Source organism: Streptomyces sp. MUM 203J (genome assembly GCF_022414595.1).
In the GTDB taxonomy this organism is placed as follows: Bacteria; Actinomycetota; Actinomycetes; order Streptomycetales; family Streptomycetaceae; genus Streptomyces.
The window spans coordinates 65,817-85,026 of record NZ_JADWYO010000002.1; the positions used below are offsets into that span (position 1 = coordinate 65,817).

At 72.1% G+C, this 19,210-nt stretch carries 17 protein-coding genes and 1 riboswitch; all 17 genes read left to right on the plus strand.

All coding sequences use genetic code 11. The features are described 5' to 3' along the window. The first annotated feature begins 26 nt into the window (after positions 1-26). The 17 genes from I3F58_RS01960 (at position 27) to I3F58_RS02040 (ending at position 19,164) form a co-directional block, all read left to right on the plus strand. Entirely contained in the window at positions 27-1,076 is a 1,050-nt protein-coding gene (locus I3F58_RS01960; protein ID WP_240106383.1) for a MupA/Atu3671 family FMN-dependent luciferase-like monooxygenase, read from the plus strand. Continuing rightward, positions 1,073-1,594, plus strand: coding sequence for a flavin reductase family protein (locus I3F58_RS01965; protein ID WP_240106384.1), 522 nt, complete (start codon positions 1,073-1,075; stop codon positions 1,592-1,594). The genes I3F58_RS01960 and I3F58_RS01965 overlap by 4 nt, the downstream gene beginning before the upstream one ends. Then, positions 1,591-3,288, plus strand: a complete 1,698-nt coding sequence (locus tag I3F58_RS01970; protein ID WP_240106385.1) for an ABC transporter substrate-binding protein — start codon at positions 1,591-1,593, stop codon at positions 3,286-3,288. Before I3F58_RS01965 ends, I3F58_RS01970 begins: the two co-directional genes overlap by 4 nt. A 1-nt stretch (position 3,289) precedes the next feature. Then, positions 3,290-4,825: an amino acid adenylation domain-containing protein gene (locus I3F58_RS01975; protein WP_240106386.1), complete on the plus strand. Its 1,536-nt coding sequence runs from the start codon at positions 3,290-3,292 to the stop codon at positions 4,823-4,825. Further along, the gene (locus tag I3F58_RS01980) at positions 4,822-6,027 is read left to right on the plus strand and encodes an ATP-grasp domain-containing protein (RefSeq protein WP_240106387.1); all 1,206 of its coding nucleotides are present in this window, start codon (positions 4,822-4,824) and stop codon (positions 6,025-6,027) included. Before I3F58_RS01975 ends, I3F58_RS01980 begins: the two co-directional genes overlap by 4 nt. Before the next feature lie 113 nt (positions 6,028-6,140). Then, positions 6,141-6,599, plus strand: coding sequence for a GtrA family protein (locus tag I3F58_RS01985; protein ID WP_240106388.1), 459 nt, complete (start codon positions 6,141-6,143; stop codon positions 6,597-6,599). Positions 6,600-6,724: 125 nt separating this feature from the next. After that, a complete protein-coding gene (locus I3F58_RS01990; protein ID WP_240106514.1) occupies positions 6,725-7,375 on the plus strand; it encodes a SurA N-terminal domain-containing protein in 651 nt (216 codons plus the stop codon). A gap of 27 nt (positions 7,376-7,402) precedes the next feature. Then, positions 7,403-8,377 (plus strand): nucleoside triphosphate pyrophosphohydrolase, encoded by a 975-nt coding sequence (locus I3F58_RS01995; protein ID WP_240106389.1) that lies wholly within the window; start codon positions 7,403-7,405, stop codon positions 8,375-8,377. Positions 8,378-8,449: 72 nt separating this feature from the next. Next, positions 8,450-9,736 carry a cytochrome P450 gene (locus I3F58_RS02000; RefSeq protein ID WP_240106390.1) on the plus strand — a complete coding sequence of 429 codons (1,287 nt, stop codon included), beginning with the start codon at positions 8,450-8,452 and terminating at the stop codon, positions 9,734-9,736. A 93-nt stretch (positions 9,737-9,829) separates the two neighbouring features. After that, a complete protein-coding gene (locus I3F58_RS02005; protein ID WP_240106391.1) occupies positions 9,830-10,936 on the plus strand; it encodes a transglycosylase family protein in 1,107 nt (368 codons plus the stop codon). Between the two features lie 265 nt (positions 10,937-11,201). Beyond that, positions 11,202-11,380, plus strand: a riboswitch (cyclic di-AMP (ydaO/yuaA leader). Positions 11,381-11,383: 3 nt separating this feature from the next. Then, positions 11,384-12,106 carry a transglycosylase family protein gene (locus I3F58_RS02010; protein ID WP_240106392.1) on the plus strand — a complete coding sequence of 241 codons (723 nt, stop codon included), beginning with the start codon at positions 11,384-11,386 and terminating at the stop codon, positions 12,104-12,106. Between the two features lie 287 nt (positions 12,107-12,393). Further along, a complete protein-coding gene (gene eno / locus I3F58_RS02015) occupies positions 12,394-13,683 on the plus strand; it encodes a phosphopyruvate hydratase (protein ID WP_240106393.1) in 1,290 nt (429 codons plus the stop codon). Positions 13,684-13,781: 98 nt separating this feature from the next. Next, complete coding sequence (locus I3F58_RS02020) at positions 13,782-14,258, plus strand: septum formation initiator family protein (RefSeq protein WP_240106394.1); 477 nt, start codon at positions 13,782-13,784, stop codon at positions 14,256-14,258. Positions 14,259-14,297: 39 nt separating this feature from the next. Further along, a complete protein-coding gene (locus tag I3F58_RS02025; protein WP_240106395.1) occupies positions 14,298-14,837 on the plus strand; it encodes a DUF501 domain-containing protein in 540 nt (179 codons plus the stop codon). After that, positions 14,834-15,784: a Ppx/GppA phosphatase family protein gene (locus I3F58_RS02030; RefSeq protein ID WP_240106396.1), complete on the plus strand. Its 951-nt coding sequence runs from the start codon at positions 14,834-14,836 to the stop codon at positions 15,782-15,784. The genes I3F58_RS02025 and I3F58_RS02030 overlap by 4 nt, the downstream gene beginning before the upstream one ends. 379 nt (positions 15,785-16,163) lie before the next feature. Continuing rightward, positions 16,164-17,543, plus strand: coding sequence for an NAD(P)/FAD-dependent oxidoreductase (locus tag I3F58_RS02035; protein WP_240106397.1), 1,380 nt, complete (start codon positions 16,164-16,166; stop codon positions 17,541-17,543). 328 nt (positions 17,544-17,871) lie between these two features. Beyond that, positions 17,872-19,164 carry a cyclopropane-fatty-acyl-phospholipid synthase family protein gene (locus tag I3F58_RS02040; protein WP_240106398.1) on the plus strand — a complete coding sequence of 431 codons (1,293 nt, stop codon included), beginning with the start codon at positions 17,872-17,874 and terminating at the stop codon, positions 19,162-19,164. The last annotated feature ends 46 nt before the right edge of the window (positions 19,165-19,210 follow it).

Genomic DNA, 19,210 nt, shown 5'->3' on the forward strand with positions numbered 1-19,210 from the left:
CCACCCCGCGACCACGAGGCATTCCCATGGAATTCAGTCTGTTCTACTTCGCCGACGGTGCCGCCCCCGGCGGCCACCGCGGCCGGTACGACCTGCTGCTGGACGGCGCCCGGTTCGCGGACACCCACGGATTCTCCGCGGTGTGGACCCCGGAACGGCACTTTCACGAGTTCGGCGGGCTCTACCCCAACCCTTCGGTGACCGCGGCGGCCCTCGCCGCGGTCACCGAGCGGATCGGGATCCGCGCGGGAAGCGTCGTCGCCCCGCTGCACCACCCCGTACGGATCGCGGAGGAGTGGTCCGTCGTGGACAACCTCTCCCACGGCCGGGCCGGCATCGCGCTGGCCTCCGGCTGGAACGCGGTCGACTTCGCGCTGCGCCCCGAGGGCTACGCGGGCCGCAAGGACGCCGTCGTCGAGACGGTCGAGACTGTCCGCTCGCTGTGGCGCGGCGAGCCGCTCGCCGTCACCGACGGCGCGGGCAGGCCGGCCGAGGTGAAGGTCTTCCCGCCGCCCGTCCAGCCCGAACTGCCGATCTGGGTGACCAGCGCGGGCGGGCCGCAGACCTTCGAGGCGGCCGGCCGGGCCGGTGCGGGCGTCCTGACCCACCTGCTGGGCCAGGACTTCGACGAACTCGCTGAGAAGATCGCGCGCTACCGCAGGGCGCTCGCGGAGCGCCCCGGCCACGACGGCCGCCCGGGCCATGTCGCCCTGATGCTGCACACCTGTCTCGGTGACGACGCCGCCGAGGTGCGCGAGACGGTGCGGGAGCCGTTCACCGCCTACCTGAAGAGTTCGTTCCGGCTGATCGCCCGCTCCGCGACGAGCATTCTCCAGGGCTTCGACGTCGACAAGCTCCGCGAGTCGGACATCGACTTCCTGGTACGCCGCTCCTTCGACACCTACTACCACTCCAGCGGCCTGTTCGGCACAGTCGAGCAGGCGACCGCGGTGGTGGAGCGGGCCAGGGCCGCGGGTGTGGACGAGCTGGCCTGTCTGATCGACTTCGGCATCCCGGACGAACGGGTGCTCAGCGGACTGGAGACGCTGGACGAACTGCGGCAGTCGGTGCGATGACCGGCACCGACTCCGACGCCCGGCTCTTCAGGCGGGTGGCCGGGCGCTTCGCCACCGGCGTCACCGTCGTGACCACCCAGGCGGATGACGGCCCGTTCGGCATGACCGCCAACTCCTTCACCACTGTCTCCCTCGACCCCCGGCTCGTCCTGGTCTGCGTCGGCGAGCGGGCCCGCATCCGCGAGCACCTCGTCACGACCGGCGCCTTCGCCCTTACCGTCCTCGGCGCCGCCCAGCAGGCCACCGCCCGCCGGTTCGCGGACCCCGCCCGGCCCCCGGGTGCCGCAGGCTTCGCCGACGACGCATGGGCCCCGGGTCCTGCGACCGGCAACCCGGTGCTGCTGGACGGCACTGGATGGTTCGACTGCGCCGTCCGCGACATCCACCCCGCCGGCGACCACTCGATCGTCGTGGGCGAGGTCCAGGCCTTCAGCCTGCTCCCGGCCGAGCAGCCGCTCCTCTTCTCCGGCGGCCGGTTCCTCACCGCCGCCGCTCACACCCTGGAGGTATCCGCATGACCGCCCCGCCCGCCGACGACGTGATCGCCCTCGACCCGGCCGTCTCGCGCGGTCCGGCCCCGGCCCAGACCGGTGCCCGCCGGGGCGGCACCCTGCACATCCTGCGCGACGGCGCATACGACCACCTCGACCCCCAGCGCAGCTACACCCTGCAGGCGCTGGCCGTCGGCCACCTGCTGTTCCGCACCCTGACCATGTTCCGCGAGGACGGGAACGGTGGTCGGGTCCTGGTGGGCGACCTCGCGGAAACCCCGGGCCAGGATGTCGACGGCGACGGCCGCACCTGGGAGTTCACCCTCAAGCCGGGCATCCGCTTCGAGGACGGCCGCGAGGTCACCGCCGCCGACGTCGCCTACGGCATCGCCCGCTCCTTCGCCTCCGAGATCTCCGACGGTCCCACACACCTGCGCAACTGGCTGAGCGAGAACGGCGACTACCCCGGCCCGTACGGGAAGGGCGAGGGCGGCCAGGGCCACACACGCGGCCGGGACGACGGCCCGCTCGACGTCCCCGGTCTGGAGGTGCGGGACGCCCGCACCCTTGTCCTGCGCTTCCGCGACCCGCACCCCGATCTGCCGTTCGCGGTCTCCCAGCCGGTCACCGCCCCCGTGCCGAGGGACGCCGACACCCGGGCCGACTACGATCACGCGCCCGTGGCCACCGGGCCGTACCGGATCGAGCGGCACGTCCCCGGCGAGCGGCTCACGCTGGTGCGCAACCCGCACTGGGACGCCGTCACCGACCCCGTACGGCACGACCATCCGGACCGTGTGGAGATCGAGATGGGCGTGGAGGCCGCCGAGCAGGTGCGGCGGGTCAGGGCGGACCAGGGCCCGGACGCCTGCGCCGTGGCCGAGAACCAGCCGCCCGAGTCCCTCGCCGCCGAGCTGGTCGCCGACCCCTCACTGGCCGGTCGGCTGAGCCGGGACCCCACGCCGCTGGTCTGGTACCTGGCGATCAACACCGCCCGGGTCACCGACCTCGACGTCCGCCGGGCCATCGCCCACGCTCTGGACAAGACGGGCTTCCGGGACGCCATGAGCGCCGGCCAGGGCGTACCGGTCCACACCCTGCTGCCCGCCGCCACCATCGGCCACCGCGACTACCCCGACCCGTATCCGTCCGGCGGACACGGGGATCCCCGGGCCGCCGCCGCCCTGCTCGACGGCGCCACGCCCGAACTGCGGCTGGTCAGCCGGGAGGACGCGTACTTCCTCGCCCCGGCCAAGCTGCTGGCCGGAAGCCTGGAGCGGGCCGGTCTGCGCGTCGAACTGGTCGAGATCGACCGTCCCTCGCACAACGCGGTGCTCAAGACCCAGGGCCACCCCTACGACCTCTACCTGATGTGCATGGCCTCCGACTGGCCGGGCGCGTCGAGCCTCCTCGGCATGTTCGACGGCCGCACCATCGCCGCCACCGGGAACGACAACTTCGTCTACCTCGACGACCCCGGGATCAACGCCGAGATCGACCGCCTCAGGCGGCTGCCCGCCGCGGAGGCCGCGGACGGGTGGGCGGCGCTGGACGAGCGCCTGATGCGCGACCACGTGCCGATGGTGCCGCTCTTCTCGTACCTGCACGTCGCGCTCAACGGGTCCCGCGTCCGAGGGGTCTTCACCTCGTCGTTCCTCGGAACGCCGGTGTACTACAACGCCTACGTCGACACCGACGCCCAGGCCGAAGGCGGCGCGTGACATGGTCGACCAGCCCACTCTCTACGAACGCTTCGCCGCCTCCGCCGGACGCCACCCCACGCTGACCGCCCTGGAGATCGGCGGCGACCGGCTCAGCTATGCCGAACTCGCCACACAGGCCGCGCGGATGGCGGGCCGCCTGCTCACCGCGCTCGACGGCCGGCGCCCCCGCCGGGTCGGCGTCCTCGCCAACCGCTCCGTCGCCGCGTACGCCGGATACCTGGCCGCCAACCGCCTGGGCAGCGCCGCCGTCCCCCTGAACCCGGGCTTCTCCCCGGAACGTCTGGCCGCCACGGCCGCCCTGGCCGAACTCGACGTCGTCCTGGCCGACTCCCCGACCGCCGCACTGACCGTCCCGGTGGTACGCGCCGACAGCCCGCCGGCCCCCGCCTGGGCGGACGGCGGACCGGTCCGCCTCCCGGAGCCCGAGGACATCGCGTACATCGTCTTCACCTCCGGCTCCACCGGCACCCCCAAGGGCGTCCCCGTGCTGCACCGCAACGTGGCCGCCCTGCTGGACTACGTCGTGCCGCGCTACGAACTCGGCCCGGGCTGCCGCCTGTCCCAGACCTTCGACCTGACCTTCGACCCGACGGTCTGGGACATGTTCTCGGCCTGGTCCGCGGGCGCGACCCTTGTGGTCCCCACCCGCAGCGAGCTGGTCCGCCCGGCCCGTTTCATCGCGCGAAAGGCCATCACCCACTGGTTCTCGGTGCCCTCGGTCATCTCGTACGCCGACCGGCTGCGCGACCTGTCGGCCCGCTGCATGCCGAGCCTGCGCTGGAGCCTGTTCGGAGGGGAGCAGCTGACGCTGGAGCAGATCCGGCTCTGGCGGGCCGCCGCGCCGCAGAGCGTGCTGGAGAACCTGTACGGGCCCACCGAGGTCACCGTCGCCTGCACCCAGTACCGGCTGCCAACCCGGCCCGAGGACTGGCCGGTCTCCTCGAACGGCACCGTGCCGATCGGCACCCCGTACCCACACCTGGACTTCCTGGTCCTGGACGAGGACGGCCTGCCCGCTCGGGAGGGCGAGCTGTGCGTACGCGGGCCACAGCGCTTCCCCGGCTATCTCAGGCCCGCCGACAATGCCGGGCGTTTTGTCCGGTTCGACGGCGCCAGGGCGGTTCTCCACGACAGCGAGCGAGTGCCGGGCCCCGACCTCTACTACCGCACCGGCGACAGGGTCGCCCGGGACGGCGACACCCTGGTCCACCTCGGCCGACTGGACCAGCAGGTCAAGATCCGCGGCCACCGGATCGAGCTGGGCGAGGTCGAGGCCGCCGTACGCGCCCTTCCCGGCATCTCCGAGGCGGTGGTTCTCGCCCTGCCCGACGGCTTCGGTGAGGTTGGCCTGGAGACCTGTTACACCGGCGAGGACCAGGACCCGGTGGCGATGCGCACCGCGCTCGGCCGCCGCCTGCCCGGCTACATGGTGCCGCGCGGCTTCACCCGCCTGGACACCCTGCCGCTCAATGCCAACGGCAAGACCGACCGCCGGGCCCTCACCGCCCGGCTCACCGAACGGAGGGCACGATGAGCCGCAGCGTCGTACTGATCGGGGCCGCGCCCATGGCCGAGGGCTACCTCCAGGCCGCCGAGCGGCTCGGGCTGCGGGTCGGCCTGGTGGAGACCGCGGAGCGGGCCGGAACGCTCCGCGAGCGCTACGGCTGCGTCGTGGACACTGCCGAGGTCGAGTCGGCCGCCGCCGGGCGGGACGACGGCTGGATCCGCCCGACCGAGGAGCTGGTGCGGCGGATGCAGCCGGACGGCGTGCTCGCCTCCTCGGAGATTCACGTACTCGCCGGGGCCATGGCCCAGGAGAAGCACCGCCTGCCCGGGCCGGGCCTCGACGCCGCGGCGGTCTCCCGGGACAAGGGCCAGCAGCGCTTCCGCTTCGCCGCCGCCGGACTGGCCCAGCCGCAGTACCTGAAGACGTCCCGGTTGTCCGGCGCGGCCGACTGGGCGGCGGCCCGGCTGCCCGTCGTGGTCAAGCCCCTGAACCGCGCGGGCAGCGACGGAGTGGAGCGGATCGGCGGCCCGGCCGAGTGGGCCGACGCGGTACGCCGCCGGGGTGCCGAGGGCCCGTTGCTGGTGGAGGAGTACGTCGAGGGCCAGGAGTTCTCCTGGGAGGGCCTGGTGACCGACGGCAGGGTCTGCTTCGGCAGCCTGACCCGGAAGCTCACCACCGGGGCACCGGACTTCGTCGAACTCGCGCACTTCAGCGGACACGAGCGGATCGACCCCGTGCTCGGCGCGGCAGCCGACACCCTGGGCCAGGCCGTCGCGGACGCGGTCCGGATGCGCACCGGGGTCATGTTCGTGGAGTTCCGCACCCGCGGCGACGAGCTTGTGATCATGGAGATGGCGGTCCGCGCCCCCGGTGACCGCTGCATGGACGCGATGTCGCTCGCGTATGGCCGGGACCTGTTCGCCGAGGTGCTCGAACTCGGGATGGGCAGCGCCTTCCGGGAGGGCGAGGAGCGCGAGCCCCGGTACACGGGGAGCTGCTTCCTGGTCGCGGACCGGGCCGGGGTGCTCAGGTCTGCGGGCGAGGACACGTGGTCGGCCTGGCCCGGCGTGGCCCGGTACGGCGTGGACGCGGCGCCCGGCGCGACGGTCGGTCCGCCGCGCTCGTCGGCGGACCGGCTGGCCTGGGCGCTGCTCGACTGCCCCGGCCCGGAGGACCTGGCGGACCTGGTCGACCGGCTGAGAGCGGTGCGGCCCGTGCTGGCCCCCTGAGCCCGGAGGCACGCGCTCGCCCGGAGGCCTGAATGGTGCCGCCGGGCGGTATCGGCGAGTATGTGGGCCGGATCCACGACCGGGGTCCATGATCAACGGGGAGTTGCACACACATGCGCAGCGGTGGCGGCGTCGGCGGCCAGATCGTCAGATTCGCCCTGGTGGGCGCGGTGAACACCGGCACCTACTACGGCCTGTACCTGCTGTTCCTGACCCTCGGGCTGCCGTACGTCGCCGCGCACGTGGTCGCGTTCCTGCTGTCGATGGTGGGCTCGTTCTTCATGAACAGCTACTTCACCTACCGCACCCGGCCCACGTGGCGGAAGTTCCTGCTGTTCCCGCTCACCAACGCCGCCAACTTCGTGATCACGACCGTCGGTGTGTACGTGCTTGTCGACCTGGCCGGGATGTCCCGCACGTACGCCCCGCTGCTGGCCGCCGCCGCGGCCATCCCGGTGACCTTCCTCGTATCGCGGACGATCATGCTGCGGCCCGAGACCCGGCGGGACCGTGAATCGTTGCCAGAGGAGACGCCAGAAGTGGCGGAAGTGCCGGAAGTCGCTCCGAAGTAGTGGCCTGGGCCACAGCCACTGCTTACCATCGATCACCGCAAGGTCGTTACCGCGTTTCCCCCGGGGGCCCGCCCCCGGACACCCAGCCGACGTACGACCCACGCCGGGAGGCCCCTTTGCACCGCCTGCACCGTCGCCGCCGCACCGCGCTCCTGACCGTGTCCGCCGCGCTCGTCGCCGCCCCCCTCCTCACCGCCTGCGGCGGCGAAGCCCATCCGGGGGCGGCGGCCCTGGTGGGCGGTCAGCGGATCGAGACCACCGCGCTCCAGGCGCAGGTGCGGGACGTCCGCGCCGCCCAGGAGGCCTCGCCGCAGGCAGCGGAGCTGATCAGCGCGACCGGTGACCTCAGCCGGGTGAAGCTCAACGGCATGATCATCGACCGGGTCGTGGAGAAGGCCGCCGCGGACGCCGGGGTCGACGCCACCCGCAAGGAGGTCCAGGAGGCCCGCGCCGCCGCCGCCCAGGCGTACGGGGGAGAGCAGGCATACGCCGCGATGCTGCTCCAGCAGCGGGGCGTCGCGCCCGACGAGATCGACGGGGCCGTCCGGCGGGACATCCTGGTGAACAAGGTGGCGGAGAAGCACGGCTTCCCCAACACCCCCGAGGGCCAGCAGCAGTTCATGGAGCTGCTCTCGGCCGCGTCCGAGGCGCTCGACATCGACGTGAACCCGCGCTACGGGGAGTGGGACGACGAACGGATCCAGCTCGGAACCTACGAGGCCCCCTGGATCCGCCAGCTCAGCCTGGACCCGGTGAACGGGCCGGAGGGCCTGTAGCGGACGGGGAGCGGTAGGTTCGGTGGGGTGAACGCTGAAGCTCCCCAAGCCCCCGGAACCGGCCGCATCGTCCTGCTCACCGCCAGCCACCGCGTGGCGCCCGGGCTGCTGTCCTGGCCCGCGTGGCAGACACTTCGCGCCGCCGACCGGGTGCTCTGCGCCGACCCCGGCCACCCGCAGCTCCCGTACGTGCGGGATGCGGGCGTGGCCGTCGAGACGGCGGCCCCGGCGGCGTCGGAGCTGGTCGACTGGTGCGCCGACGGAGCCCGGACGGCGGTCGTCCTGGCGTCCGGCGAAGGCGACCCGGCCCTGACGGACGGGCTCGCCCGGCTGGCCGGGTCCGGCCGGGTCGCCATGCCCGACCTGGAGCTGCTCCCCGGCTCGTACGACCTGCCGGGGGCAAGGCTGCTGGACCTCGTCGAGGTCATGGACCGGATCCGCCGCGACTGTCCGTGGTCGTCCCGCCAGACGCACGCGGGACTCGCCAAGTACGCCATCGAGGAGGCGTACGAGCTGGTCGAGGCGATCGAGGACGGCGACCGCGAGGAGCTGCGGGAGGAGCTGGGTGACGTCCTCCTCCAGGTGGTCTTCCACGCCCGCATCGCCCAGGAGGACGAGAACGAGCCGTTCTCGGTCGACGACGTGGCGGGCGGCCTCGTCGACAAGCTCATCCACCGCCACCCGCACGTCTTCGGGGACGAGCGGGCGGAGACCCCCGAGGACGTCAAGGAGCACTGGCTCCGCACCAAGGCCGTCGAGAAGCAGCGCGCCTCCGTCACGGACGGCATTCCGGTGGGCCAGCCCGGTCTCGCCCTCGCGGCGAAACTCGCCAGCCGTGTGCGTCACGCGGACCTGGAGGTGCCCCTGCCGACCGGGCAGGGCGTCGGCTACGAGCTGCTGGCGACGGCCGTCGGGGCGGAGGCGGAGGGCGTCGACCCGGAGGCGGCGCTGCGGGCGGCGGCTCGCGCGTACCGCGCGGCGATCCGTGAGGCCGAGGGCTGACCCCGGCCCCCCCCGGGGCTCGGGGAGTCTCCGGCGGACCGCTCCGGCCCGGCGGCCGGATACGGTCGGACGGTGAACGTCCCGCACCACGACTCCGCCACCCCGCCCCCGCTCTTCACCTGGGAGTTCGCCGCCGACCCGTACCCCGCGTACGCCTGGCTCCGCGAGCACGCCCCCGTGCACCGCACGCGCCTCCCCAGCGGCGTCGAGGCCTGGCTCGTCACCCGGTACGCCGACGCCCGCCAGGCCCTGGCCGACGCGCGGCTCAGCAAGAACCCCGCACACCACGCCGAGCCCGCGCATGCGAAGGGCAAGACGGGCATCCCGGGTGAGCGCAAGGCCGAGCTGATGACGCATCTGCTCAACATCGACCCTCCGGACCACACCCGCCTGCGCCGGCTGGTGTCCAAGGCGTTCACCCCTCGCCGGGTCGCCCGCTTCGAGCCCCGTGTGCAGGAACTCACCGACCGGCTGATCGACAACTTCGCAACAAAAGGCGAGGCCGACCTCATCCACGAGTTCGCCTTCCCGCTCCCTATTTACGCCATTTGCGACATGCTCGGCGTGCCCGCCGAGGACCAGGACGACTTCCGGGACTGGGCGGGGCAGATGATCCGGCACGGCAACGCGCCGCGCGGCGGCGTCGCCCGGGCCGTCAAGCGGATGAGGGCGTACCTGGTGGAACTGATCCACCGGAAGCGGAGCGACCTCGGAGACGACCTCATCTCCGGCCTGATCCGCGCCTCCGACCACGGCGAGCACCTCACCGAGAACGAGGCCGCCGCCATGGCCTTCATCCTCCTGTTCGCCGGCTTCGAGACCACGGTCAACCTCATCGGGAACGGGATGTACGCGCTGCTCCGCAACCCCGGGCAGCGCGAGCGTCTCCAGCGGTCGATCGCCGCGGGAGAGACCGGTCTCCTCGCGACCGGAGTCGAGGAACTGCTGCGGTACGACGGGCCGGTCGAACTCGCCACCTGGCGGTTCGCGACCGAGCCGCTCACCCTCGGCGGGCAGCGGATCGCCCCCGGCGACCCCGTGCTCGTCGTGCTCGCCGCCGCTGACCGCGACCCGGAGCGGTTCGCCGACCCCGACACCCTGGATCTCGGACGCCGCGACAACCAGCATCTCGGCTACGGGCACGGCATCCACTACTGTCTCGGCGCGCCCCTCGCCCGGCTGGAAGGGCAGGCCGCCCTGGCGACCCTGCTCACCCGGCTCCCGGACCTCGGCCTCGCCGTCGAGCCCGACGAACTCCGGTGGCGCGGAGGGCTCATCATGCGCGGGCTGCGTACGCTCCCGGTGCGTTTCACACCCGAGCCGCACCCAGTGGAACATGACGCTCCGTCAGGACTGTGATCTTCGCGTGATCTGCTCTGCATCGACTTGTGACGGACGTTCGAATGGCCTACGTTCACCGTCACCCCAGCAGTCACGCGAAAGGCCCAACGCATGCGCTCCGGGAACGGACGTCACCGTCGCCCCCGTCAGGCCCCTGCCCTCGTCGTCGCGGCGGGGGTGACCGGATCCGCGATCGCCCTGCCACTCATGGCCGCGGGCTCCGCGTCGGCGGCGGACGCCGCCACCTGGGACCGGGTCGCGGAATGCGAGACCGGCGGCATGTGGAGCGCGGATCTCGGCAACGGCTACTACGGCGGGCTCCAGTTCTCCCAGGAGACCTGGCAGGCCTACGGCGGGACCGACTTCGCCCCGCGCGCCGACCTCGCGAGCCGTACGGAGCAGATCGCCGTCGCGGAGCGGGCCTTCGCGGCGCAGGGCGCCAAGGCGTGGGAGACCTGTGCGCCGATCGCCGGCCTGACGCCCGGCGGCGGCAACGGGACGACCGGCTCCGGCCCCTCCACCGCCTCGCCCGAGACTCCCGACACCCCCGACGCCCCCTCCGCCGACGCGGGCGACCCGTCCGCCGACGCCTCCGGCTCGAGCCCGGAGAAGGGCGGCAAGGGGAAGGGGAAGAACAAGGACGCCGCGACGGACGGCGCCACCGAGGGCGGTGAGACCCCGACCGTCACCGCCGACACCACCGGTGACGGCCTGGCGGGCGCCGACGGCGCTGCCGACTCCGGTTCCGCCGCCGACGGGACGGACCTTCCGGACGCCTCCTCCTCCCCGGAGGCCGCCGGTGTCCCCGAGTCCCCCGACGCCTCCGCCCTGCCCGGCGGGAGCGGTGTCCCCGTGGACGGAGCCGTCCCCGACTCCGCCCCGGGCACCGGAAAGCACCGAGGCGAGCCGGCCAAGGAGGAGGTGCCGGCCGGCCCGACCGCCCCCGCTGCCGACGGGGTGCATCCGGATGAATCGGGTGATTCGCTCATCGGGCGCGAAATGGGTCGTCACATCTCACGTGGTGACGGAACGGCACGTGAGCTGGGGGGAGCCGACGGCACGTACACCGTCCGCCCCGGCGACAATCTCTGGACCATCGCGGACGCGCACGACGTGCCCGGGGGGTGGGCGGGACTCTATGACGCGAATCGCGAGGTCGTGGGCGAGGACCCGGACCTGATCCTGCCCGGCCAGAGCATCGATCTGGGCCAGCAGTAGGGGCAGTTCGCCACCTAATGTCCGTTTTCGCGGAAGTGAGACATGGATCTCTTCGTCCCGACTGGCGCGGAACCGCCGACGAGACGGCGCAATCCATGTCTCACCTGCGTAAACAGTCCTGAAAAGGGGCCAAGTGAGGGCGGGTTGGCCCCTTTGCGCCCCTTTGAACTCCAGGCCGGTCTGTGTCTACCGTCGTGACCGCTCGCCACCGCGGGCCCCGCCGACCGGTACGCCGAATCCTGCCGACGGCCGACGGGAACAGTCGACGCTTCGCGCGCCGCAGGCAGGAGCGGGGGACCCAAGTTCCGCGCCGGATCCGGCCGTCGGGAGACGGCAGGTGAAGGCTTGGGGTGAAGCCGCGCGCCCGAACAGGGCGCATGAGCGGCCGGGCAGCTCACAGCCCGAACCCGACAGCTCACCTCGCAGGCGTCGGTGAGGAGATTCGCCATGCTGCTTTCCGGTAAGGGCAAGCACCGTCGTCCGTCCAAGGCCGTCCGGTTCGCCGCGTTCGCCGGTATCACCGGCGCCGCCGTGGCCGCGCCGCTGATGGCCGCCACCAACGCCAGTGCCGCGACCGCGGCCGAGTGGGACCGCGTCGCCCAGTGCGAGTCCGGCGGCAACTGGTCCATCAACACCGGCAACGGCTACTTCGGCGGCCTGCAGTTCTCCGCCTCCACCTGGGCCGCGTACGGCGGCACCGCCTACGCCCCGACCGCCAACCTGGCCACCAAGTCCCAGCAGATCGCCGTCGCCGAGAAGGTCCTCAAGGGCCAGGGCAAGGGCGCCTGGCCGCACTGCGGCGTCGGCCTGACCAACACCGCCTACAGCGGCTCCGCCGCCAAGCCGGCCGCCCCGGCGAAGCCGAAGGCCCAGCCGAAGCCGGCCGCGCCCAAGCAGTCGGACGACCGCGCCTCCCGCACGGAGACCCGCAAGGCCGCCCCCGCCGCTCCCAAGGCGGCCCCCAGGGTGAGCGCCGAGCCGAAGCGCGTCACGCCGAAGACCATCAAGAAGGGCGACGGCGAGTACACGGTGGTCGCGGGTGACACCCTCGGCACCATCGCCGCCGAGCAGGGCGTCAAGGGCGGCTGGAAGAAGCTGTTCGACCTGAACAAGGACATAGTCGAGGACGCCGACCTCATCTACCCGGGCCAGAAGCTCCACCTGAGCTGACCCCTCGTCCTCTTCAGGCGCCGGAGGGGCTGACGTCCAGCCCGTCCGGCGCCTGGCTGTGTGCGCGAACCCGCACAAAGCGGCCCGCGCCGGATGAGAAACGCCCCGCTCATCCCGATTACCCGCTGGTAGGCTGCGCTTCCGTTCGCCCCGTATCGCGCGGCTTCGCGCGCTTTTTCGTCCCAGGACGCGGGCGGGTCGCCAGGCGGGGCCGCCCCGCCGGTTAGGCTCTTGCCGCAAGGCCAAACACCCTGCACTCCCAGCGTCACACCCAGAAGGAGATGCTCGTGCCGTCCATCGACGTCGTCGTAGCCCGGGAAATCCTGGACTCCCGAGGCAACCCCACGGTCGAGGTCGAGGTCGGCCTCGACGACGGCAGCACCGGCCGTGCTGCCGTTCCGTCCGGTGCCTCCACCGGTGCGTTCGAGGCCCTTGAGCTGCGTGACGGTGACAAGGGCCGTTACCTCGGCAAGGGCGTCGAGAAGGCCGTGCTCGCCGTCATCGAGCAGATCGGCCCGGAGCTGGTCGGCTACGACGCCACCGAGCAGCGGCTGATCGACCAGGCGATGTTCGACCTGGACGCCACCCCGGACAAGTCCTCGCTCGGCGCCAACGCCATCCTCGGTGTCTCCCTCGCCGTCGCGCACGCCGCCGCCGAGGCGTCCGACCTTCCGCTCTTCCGCTACCTGGGCGGCCCGAACGCGCACCTGCTGCCGGTGCCGATGATGAACATCCTGAACGGCGGCTCGCACGCCGACTCCAACGTGGACATCCAGGAGTTCATGATCGCCCCGATCGGCGCGGAGTCCTTCTCCGAGGCGCTGCGCTGGGGCGCCGAGGTCTACCACACCCTCAAGAAGGTCCTGAAGGACAAGGGCCTGTCCACCGGCCTCGGTGACGAGGGCGGCTTCGCCCCGAACCTGGACTCCAACCGCGCCGCGCTGGACCTCATCCTGGAGGCGATCAAGCAGGCCGGTTACACCCCGGGCCGCGACATCGCGCTCGCCCTGGACGTCGCCGCGTCCGAGTTCTACAAGGACGGCGCCTACCAGTTCGAGGGCAAGTCCCGCTCGGCCGCCGAGATGACCGACTACTACGCCGAGCTGGTCGAGGCGTACCCGCTGGTCTCCATCGAGGACCCGCTGTTCGAGGACGACTGGGACGGCTGGAAGACCATCACCGACAAGCTCGGCACCAAGGTCCAGCTCGTCGGTGACGACCTGTTCGTCACCAACCCGGAGCGTCTGGCCCGCGGCATCGAGGACGGCGCCGCGAACGCCCTCCTGGTGAAGGTCAACCAGATCGGCTCGCTCACCGAGACCCTGGACGCCGTCGAGCTGGCCCAGCGCAACGGCTTCAAGTGCATGATGTCCCACCGCTCCGGCGAGACCGAGGACGTCACCATCGCCGACCTGGCCGTCGCCACCAACTGCGGCCAGATCAAGACCGGCGCCCCGGCCCGCTCCGAGCGCGTGGCCAAGTACAACCAGCTGCTGCGCATCGAGGAGATCCTCGACGACGCCGCGGTCTACGCCGGCCGCAGCGCCTTCCCGCGCTTCCGCTCCGCGAACCAGTAAGCGCGGCAAGGGCTGACGCTTCGGTTACGTACGTCCCCGGCCACGGTCCCGTACCGTGTCCGGGGACGTCGTACGTACGAAGGGCAGGGGGCGAGCCGATGGCGACGCAGAACCGGGACCGGTTCTCGACCGCGACCAGGCTGCGGCTGCTCGGGGAGCAGACCGCCGCGCGCGTCTACCGTTCCCAGAGCCGCCGACAGGCACGCCGTTCCCGGCTCACCGGCCGGGCCGCGTTCCTCGCCCTCGTCGTCTGCTCGATGATCGTCGCGCTCGCCTATCCGATGCGGCAGTACGTCTCCCAGCGCGGCGAGATCGCGGACCAGGAGCGCCGTGCGGAGGAGGCCGCCGCCCGGGTCGAGCGGCTGCGCGACGAGAAGGCCCGCCTCCAGGACGACGCCTACATCAGGCGGCTCGCCCGTGAGCACCTGCACTATGTGATGCCCGGTGAGACCGCCTTCACCATGAACGACCCCGAGACGGCGCGCGAGCGCCGCCGCGACCAGGGCGGCGCCGACCAGCCCTGGTACTCCAACGTCTGGGACGGCGTGGACCGCGCCGACCAGGAGAACCGCTAGTCACACCCCGTACAGGATCAAGGCAGGCACAAGGCAGGCATGGAAACGCCCCCTCCGCAGACCGAACGCACCGAGCCGACCGAGGCCGATGTCGCGGCCTTCAAGGAACAGCTCGGCCGCCCGCCGCGCGGCCTGCGGGCCATCGCGCACCGCTGCCCGTGCGGCGAGCCCGACGTGGTGGAGACCGCGCCCCGGCTCCCCGACGGCACCCCCTTCCCGACGACGTACTACCTGACGTGCCCCCGCGCGAACTCCGCGATCGGCACGCTGGAGGCGAACGGCGTCATGAAGGAGATGACCGAGCGCCTCCAGAGCGACCCGGAGCTGGCCGCCGCCTACCGCGCCGCGCACGAGGACTACATCGCGCGCCGCGACGCCATCGAGGTCCTGGAGGGCTTCCCCAGCGCGGGCGGCATGCCCGACCGGGTGAAGTGCCTGCACGTCCTGGTGGCCCACTCGCTGGTGGCCGGACCGGGCGTCAACCCGCTGGGCGACGAGGCGCTGGCGATGCTGCCGGAGTGGTGGGCGAAGGGCCCGTGCGTCCAGGTGGACCGTACGGAGAAGGAGACGGAGAAGTGACCCGGGTCGCCGCGATCGACTGCGGGACGAACTCCATCCGCCTCCTCGTCGCGGACATCGACCCGGCCACCGGCTCGGTGACCGACCTGGACCGGCGGATGACCATCGTCCGCCTCGGGCAGGGCGTGGACCGCACGGGCCGCCTGGCCCCCGAGGCGCTGGAGCGCACCTTCGCGGCCTGCCGCGAGTACGCCGCCGCCATCAAGGAGCTGGGCGCGGAGCGGCTCCGCTTCGTGGCGACCTCGGCCTCCCGCGACGCCGAGAACCGCGACGACTTCGTACGCGGGGTGCTGGACATCCTCGGTGTGGAGCCGGAGGTCATCACCGGCGACCAGGAGGCCGAGTTCTCGTTCACGGGCGCCACGAGGGAACTCGCGGGCAGAGAAGAGGACGACGCGCAGCGCCGTCCCCGGAAGGGCGAGTACCTGGTCGTGGACATCGGCGGCGGCTCGACGGAGTTCGTCGTCGGCACCGAGCACGTGCTCGCCGCCCGGTCGGTCGACATCGGTTGCGTACGCCTGACGGAGCGCCATGTCCGCCATGATCCGCCCACCGGGGACGAGGTCGCCGCCGTGCGCGCGGACATCCACGCCGCCCTCGACCTGGCCGAGCGGACCGTTCCGATCCGGGAGGGCCGCACGCTCGTCGGGCTGGCGGGTTCGGTCACCACGGTCGCGGCCGTCGCGCTGGGCCTGGAGGCGTACGACTCCGCGGCGATCCACCGTTCCCGCATCGCCTACGAGCAGGTCGTGGAGGTCACCGAACGGCTCATGGCCATGACCCATGACGAGCGCGCGGCGATTCCGGTGATGCACGAGGGCCGGGTGGACGTGATCATCGCCGGGGCGCTGGTCCTGCGGGAGCTGATGGAGCGGATCGGGGCCCGCGAGGTGGTGGTCTCGGAGCACGACATCCTGGACGGAATCGCCTGGTCACTGGTGGCGTGAACCCTCCGCCCGCCGGCCGGTCGACGGTCCGTCGGGAAAAGTTCGTGAAGTTCTTCACAAGGAAAAGGGCCCTGAAGGGGGTCGTCGGGGTCGTTCAGGCCCTTGCGATCACCTGCCAGGGCTCTTTCGTACCCCTGTTCCGTAAGCGGAAGAAGGTTTCCGCCGTGTGAACCAAGGTGGTGCCCCGCGGTTACGCACAGCTCTCCGGGCCAGTTCACAGGGGGTGAGGCGCGGGTGAACAACGTCTTCCGTTACACCGTGGTTCCCGCCCGGCACCATGACATCAGTCACGTGGGCGGCGGAGTGTAGCAGAGGTCTCCCAGAACCTTGTGAAGGGGCGCACGAGCGACCCCCCGGACGGAGGTGGATACTCGATGGCATGAGCACCACGGAGCGTCCCAGGATCCTCGTAGTAGGCGGTGGGTACGTAGGCCTGTACGCAGCTCGACGCATCCTGAAGAAGATGCGCTACGGCGAGGCGACCGTCACGGTCGTCGACCCGCGCTCGTACATGACGTACCAGCCCTTCCTCCCCGAAGCCGCCGCAGGCAGCATCTCGCCCCGGCACGTCGTCGTCCCGCTGCGACGCGTGCTGCCCAAGGCCGAGGTTCTCACCGGCCGGGTCACCACCATCGACCAGGACCGCAAGGTCGCGACGATCTCGCCGCTCGTCGGTGAGGCGTACGAGCTGCCGTTCGACTACCTGGTCATCGCGATGGGCGCGGTCTCCCGCACCTTCCCGATCCCCGGCCTCGCCGAGCAGGGCATCGGCATGAAGGGCATCGAGGAGGCCATCGGCCTGCGCAACCACGTGCTCGAGCAGCTCGACAAGGCCGACTCGACGACTGACGACGAGGTCCGCCGCCGTGCGCTGACCTTCGTCTTCGTCGGCGGGGGCTTCGCCGGTGCGGAGACCATCGGCGAGGTCGAGGACATGGCCCGCGACGCCGCGAAGTACTACAAGAACGTGTCCCGCGAGGACATGCGCTTCGTCCTCGTCGACGCCGCGGACAAGATCCTCCCCGAGGTCGGTCCGAAGCTCGGCAAGTACGGCAAGGAGCACCTCGAGGGCCGCGGCGTCGAGGTCTACCTGTCCACCTCCATGGACTCCTGCGTCGACGGCCACGTGGTGCTGAAGAACGGCCTGGAGGTCGACTCCAACACCATCGTGTGGACCGCCGGTGTGAAGCCGAACCCGGCGCTGTCCCGCTTCGGCCTCCCGCTGGGGCCGCGCGGTCACGTCGACTGCGAGACCACGCTCCAGGTCAAGGGCACCGACTACATCTGGGCCGCGGGCGACAACGCCCAGGTCCCGGACCTGGTCGGCCGCAAGGCGGGCAACGAGAACGCCTGGTGCCCGCCGAACGCGCAGCACGCGCTGCGGCAGGCCCGCGTCCTCGGTGACAACGTCGTGTCCGGCATGCGGGGCTTCCCGCAGAAGAACTACGAGCACGCCAACAAGGGCGCGGTCGCCGGTCTCGGCCTGCACAAGGGCGTGGCCATGATCGTCATGGGCAAGATGAAGATCAAGCTCAAGGGGCGCCTGGCCTGGTACATGCACCGTGGCTACCACGGTCTGGCCATGCCGACCTGGAACCGCAAGATCCGGGTCTTCGCGGACTGGACGCTCGCCATGTTCCTGAAGCGCGAGGTCGTGTCGCTCGGGGCGATCGAGTCCCCGCGCGAGGAGTTCTACGAGGCCGCGAAGCCGGCGCCGGTGGCCGCCGCCCCGAAGCAGGAGAAGGCCAAGGCATCCTGACGCCGTAGCACCCCCTTCGAGGGGCCGCCCGCCATCCGTGGTGCGGGCGGCCCCTCGGGCGTTTCCGGGGGCGGCGCCGGTCCCGCCGCGGGCCGTTGTGCCCTGCTCCGCGGCGGGCGGCCGGTCCCGCGGGGGCGACGGGTTCCCGTGGCCGCGGAACCCGCTCCGGCCCGCCCCCGAGTGCGCGCTCCCCGGCGGACGCACCCGCCCCGTGCTACGGATGCGTAAAGTCGCCCGACACGTCGCGTGGCTTCGGGACTACCGCACGTGCTCGTGGTGTTTACGTGGTGCTGAGCATTTCTGGGATGACGTCACGGAGGTGTGCACCATGTCCGACGCCGCTTCGCGGCTGGCCGCGCTCGCCGAGGACCTGCTGGGCGTTCCGCTCCCTCTGCGGGTCCGCGCCTGGGACGGCAGCGAGGCCGGGCCGCCCGGCGAAGGCCCCGTACTGATCGTCCGTCACCGCCGGGCCCTGCGCCGCATGGTGTGGAAGCCGGGCGAACTGGGCCTCGCCAGGGCCTGGGTCGCCGGAGACCTGGACGTGGAGGGCGACCTGTTCCGGGCGCTCGGCCTGATGGCCGGCCTCGTCTGGGAGCGTGACGCCGACCAGGGCGGGGCCCTGGACGCCGTACGGGATCCTCGCGTCCGCGCCGCCGCACGCGAGCTGCTGCGGCTGGCCGGACCCTGGCTGCCGCCCAGGCCCCCCGCGGAGGAGGTGCGGCGCCGCCGCGGCCCGCTGCACACCAAGGGCCGCGACAGGCAGGCCATCAGCCACCACTACGACGTCGGCAACGACTTCTACGAGCTGGTGCTCGGCCCGTCGATGGTCTACTCGTGTGCGTACTGGACCGACGGCGGCACCCTGGAGGACGCCCAGCACGACAAGCTGGAGCTGATCTGCCGCAAGCTCGGCCTCAGGGAGGGCGACCGGCTGCTCGACGTCGGCTGCGGCTGGGGCTCCATGGCACTGCACGCCGCCCGCCACCACGGCGCAGGCGTCGTCGGCATCACGCTCAGCGCCGAACAGGCCGCCTACGCCCGCAAGCGCGTCGCGGACGAGGGCCTGACCGACCGGGTCGAGATCCGCGTCCAGGACTACCGGGACGTCCGCGACGGGCCGTACGACGCGATCTCCTCCATCGGCATGGCCGAGCACGTCGGCGCCGTGCAGTACCGGCAGTACGCGGACGACCTGTACGCGCTGCTGAAGCCCGGCGGGCGGCTGCTCAACCACCAGATCGCGCGCCGGCCGGAGCGGGACGAGGAGGCGTACCGGGTCGACCCGTTCATCGACGCGTACGTCTTCCCGGACGGGGAGCTGGCGCCGGTCGGCCGGACCGCCGCGATCCTGGAGGAGGCGGGCTTCGAGGTACGGGACGTCGAAGCGCTGCGCGAACACTACGCCCTGACGCTGCGTCGCTGGGTCGCCAACCTGGAGGACCACTGGGACGAGGCCGTGCGCCTCACCTCCGCGGCCCGCGCCCGTGTCTGGCGGCTGTACATGGCGGCGTCGGCGGTGTCGTTCGAGCGCAACAGGATCGGCGTGAACCAGATCCTCGCCGTACGGACCCCGGAGAGCGGCACCGCGGGCGTACCGCTGCGCACCCGCGTCTGGGGCTGACGCGCAGGGGCCGGGCTCCCGTACGGGAACCCGGCCCCTGCTCACC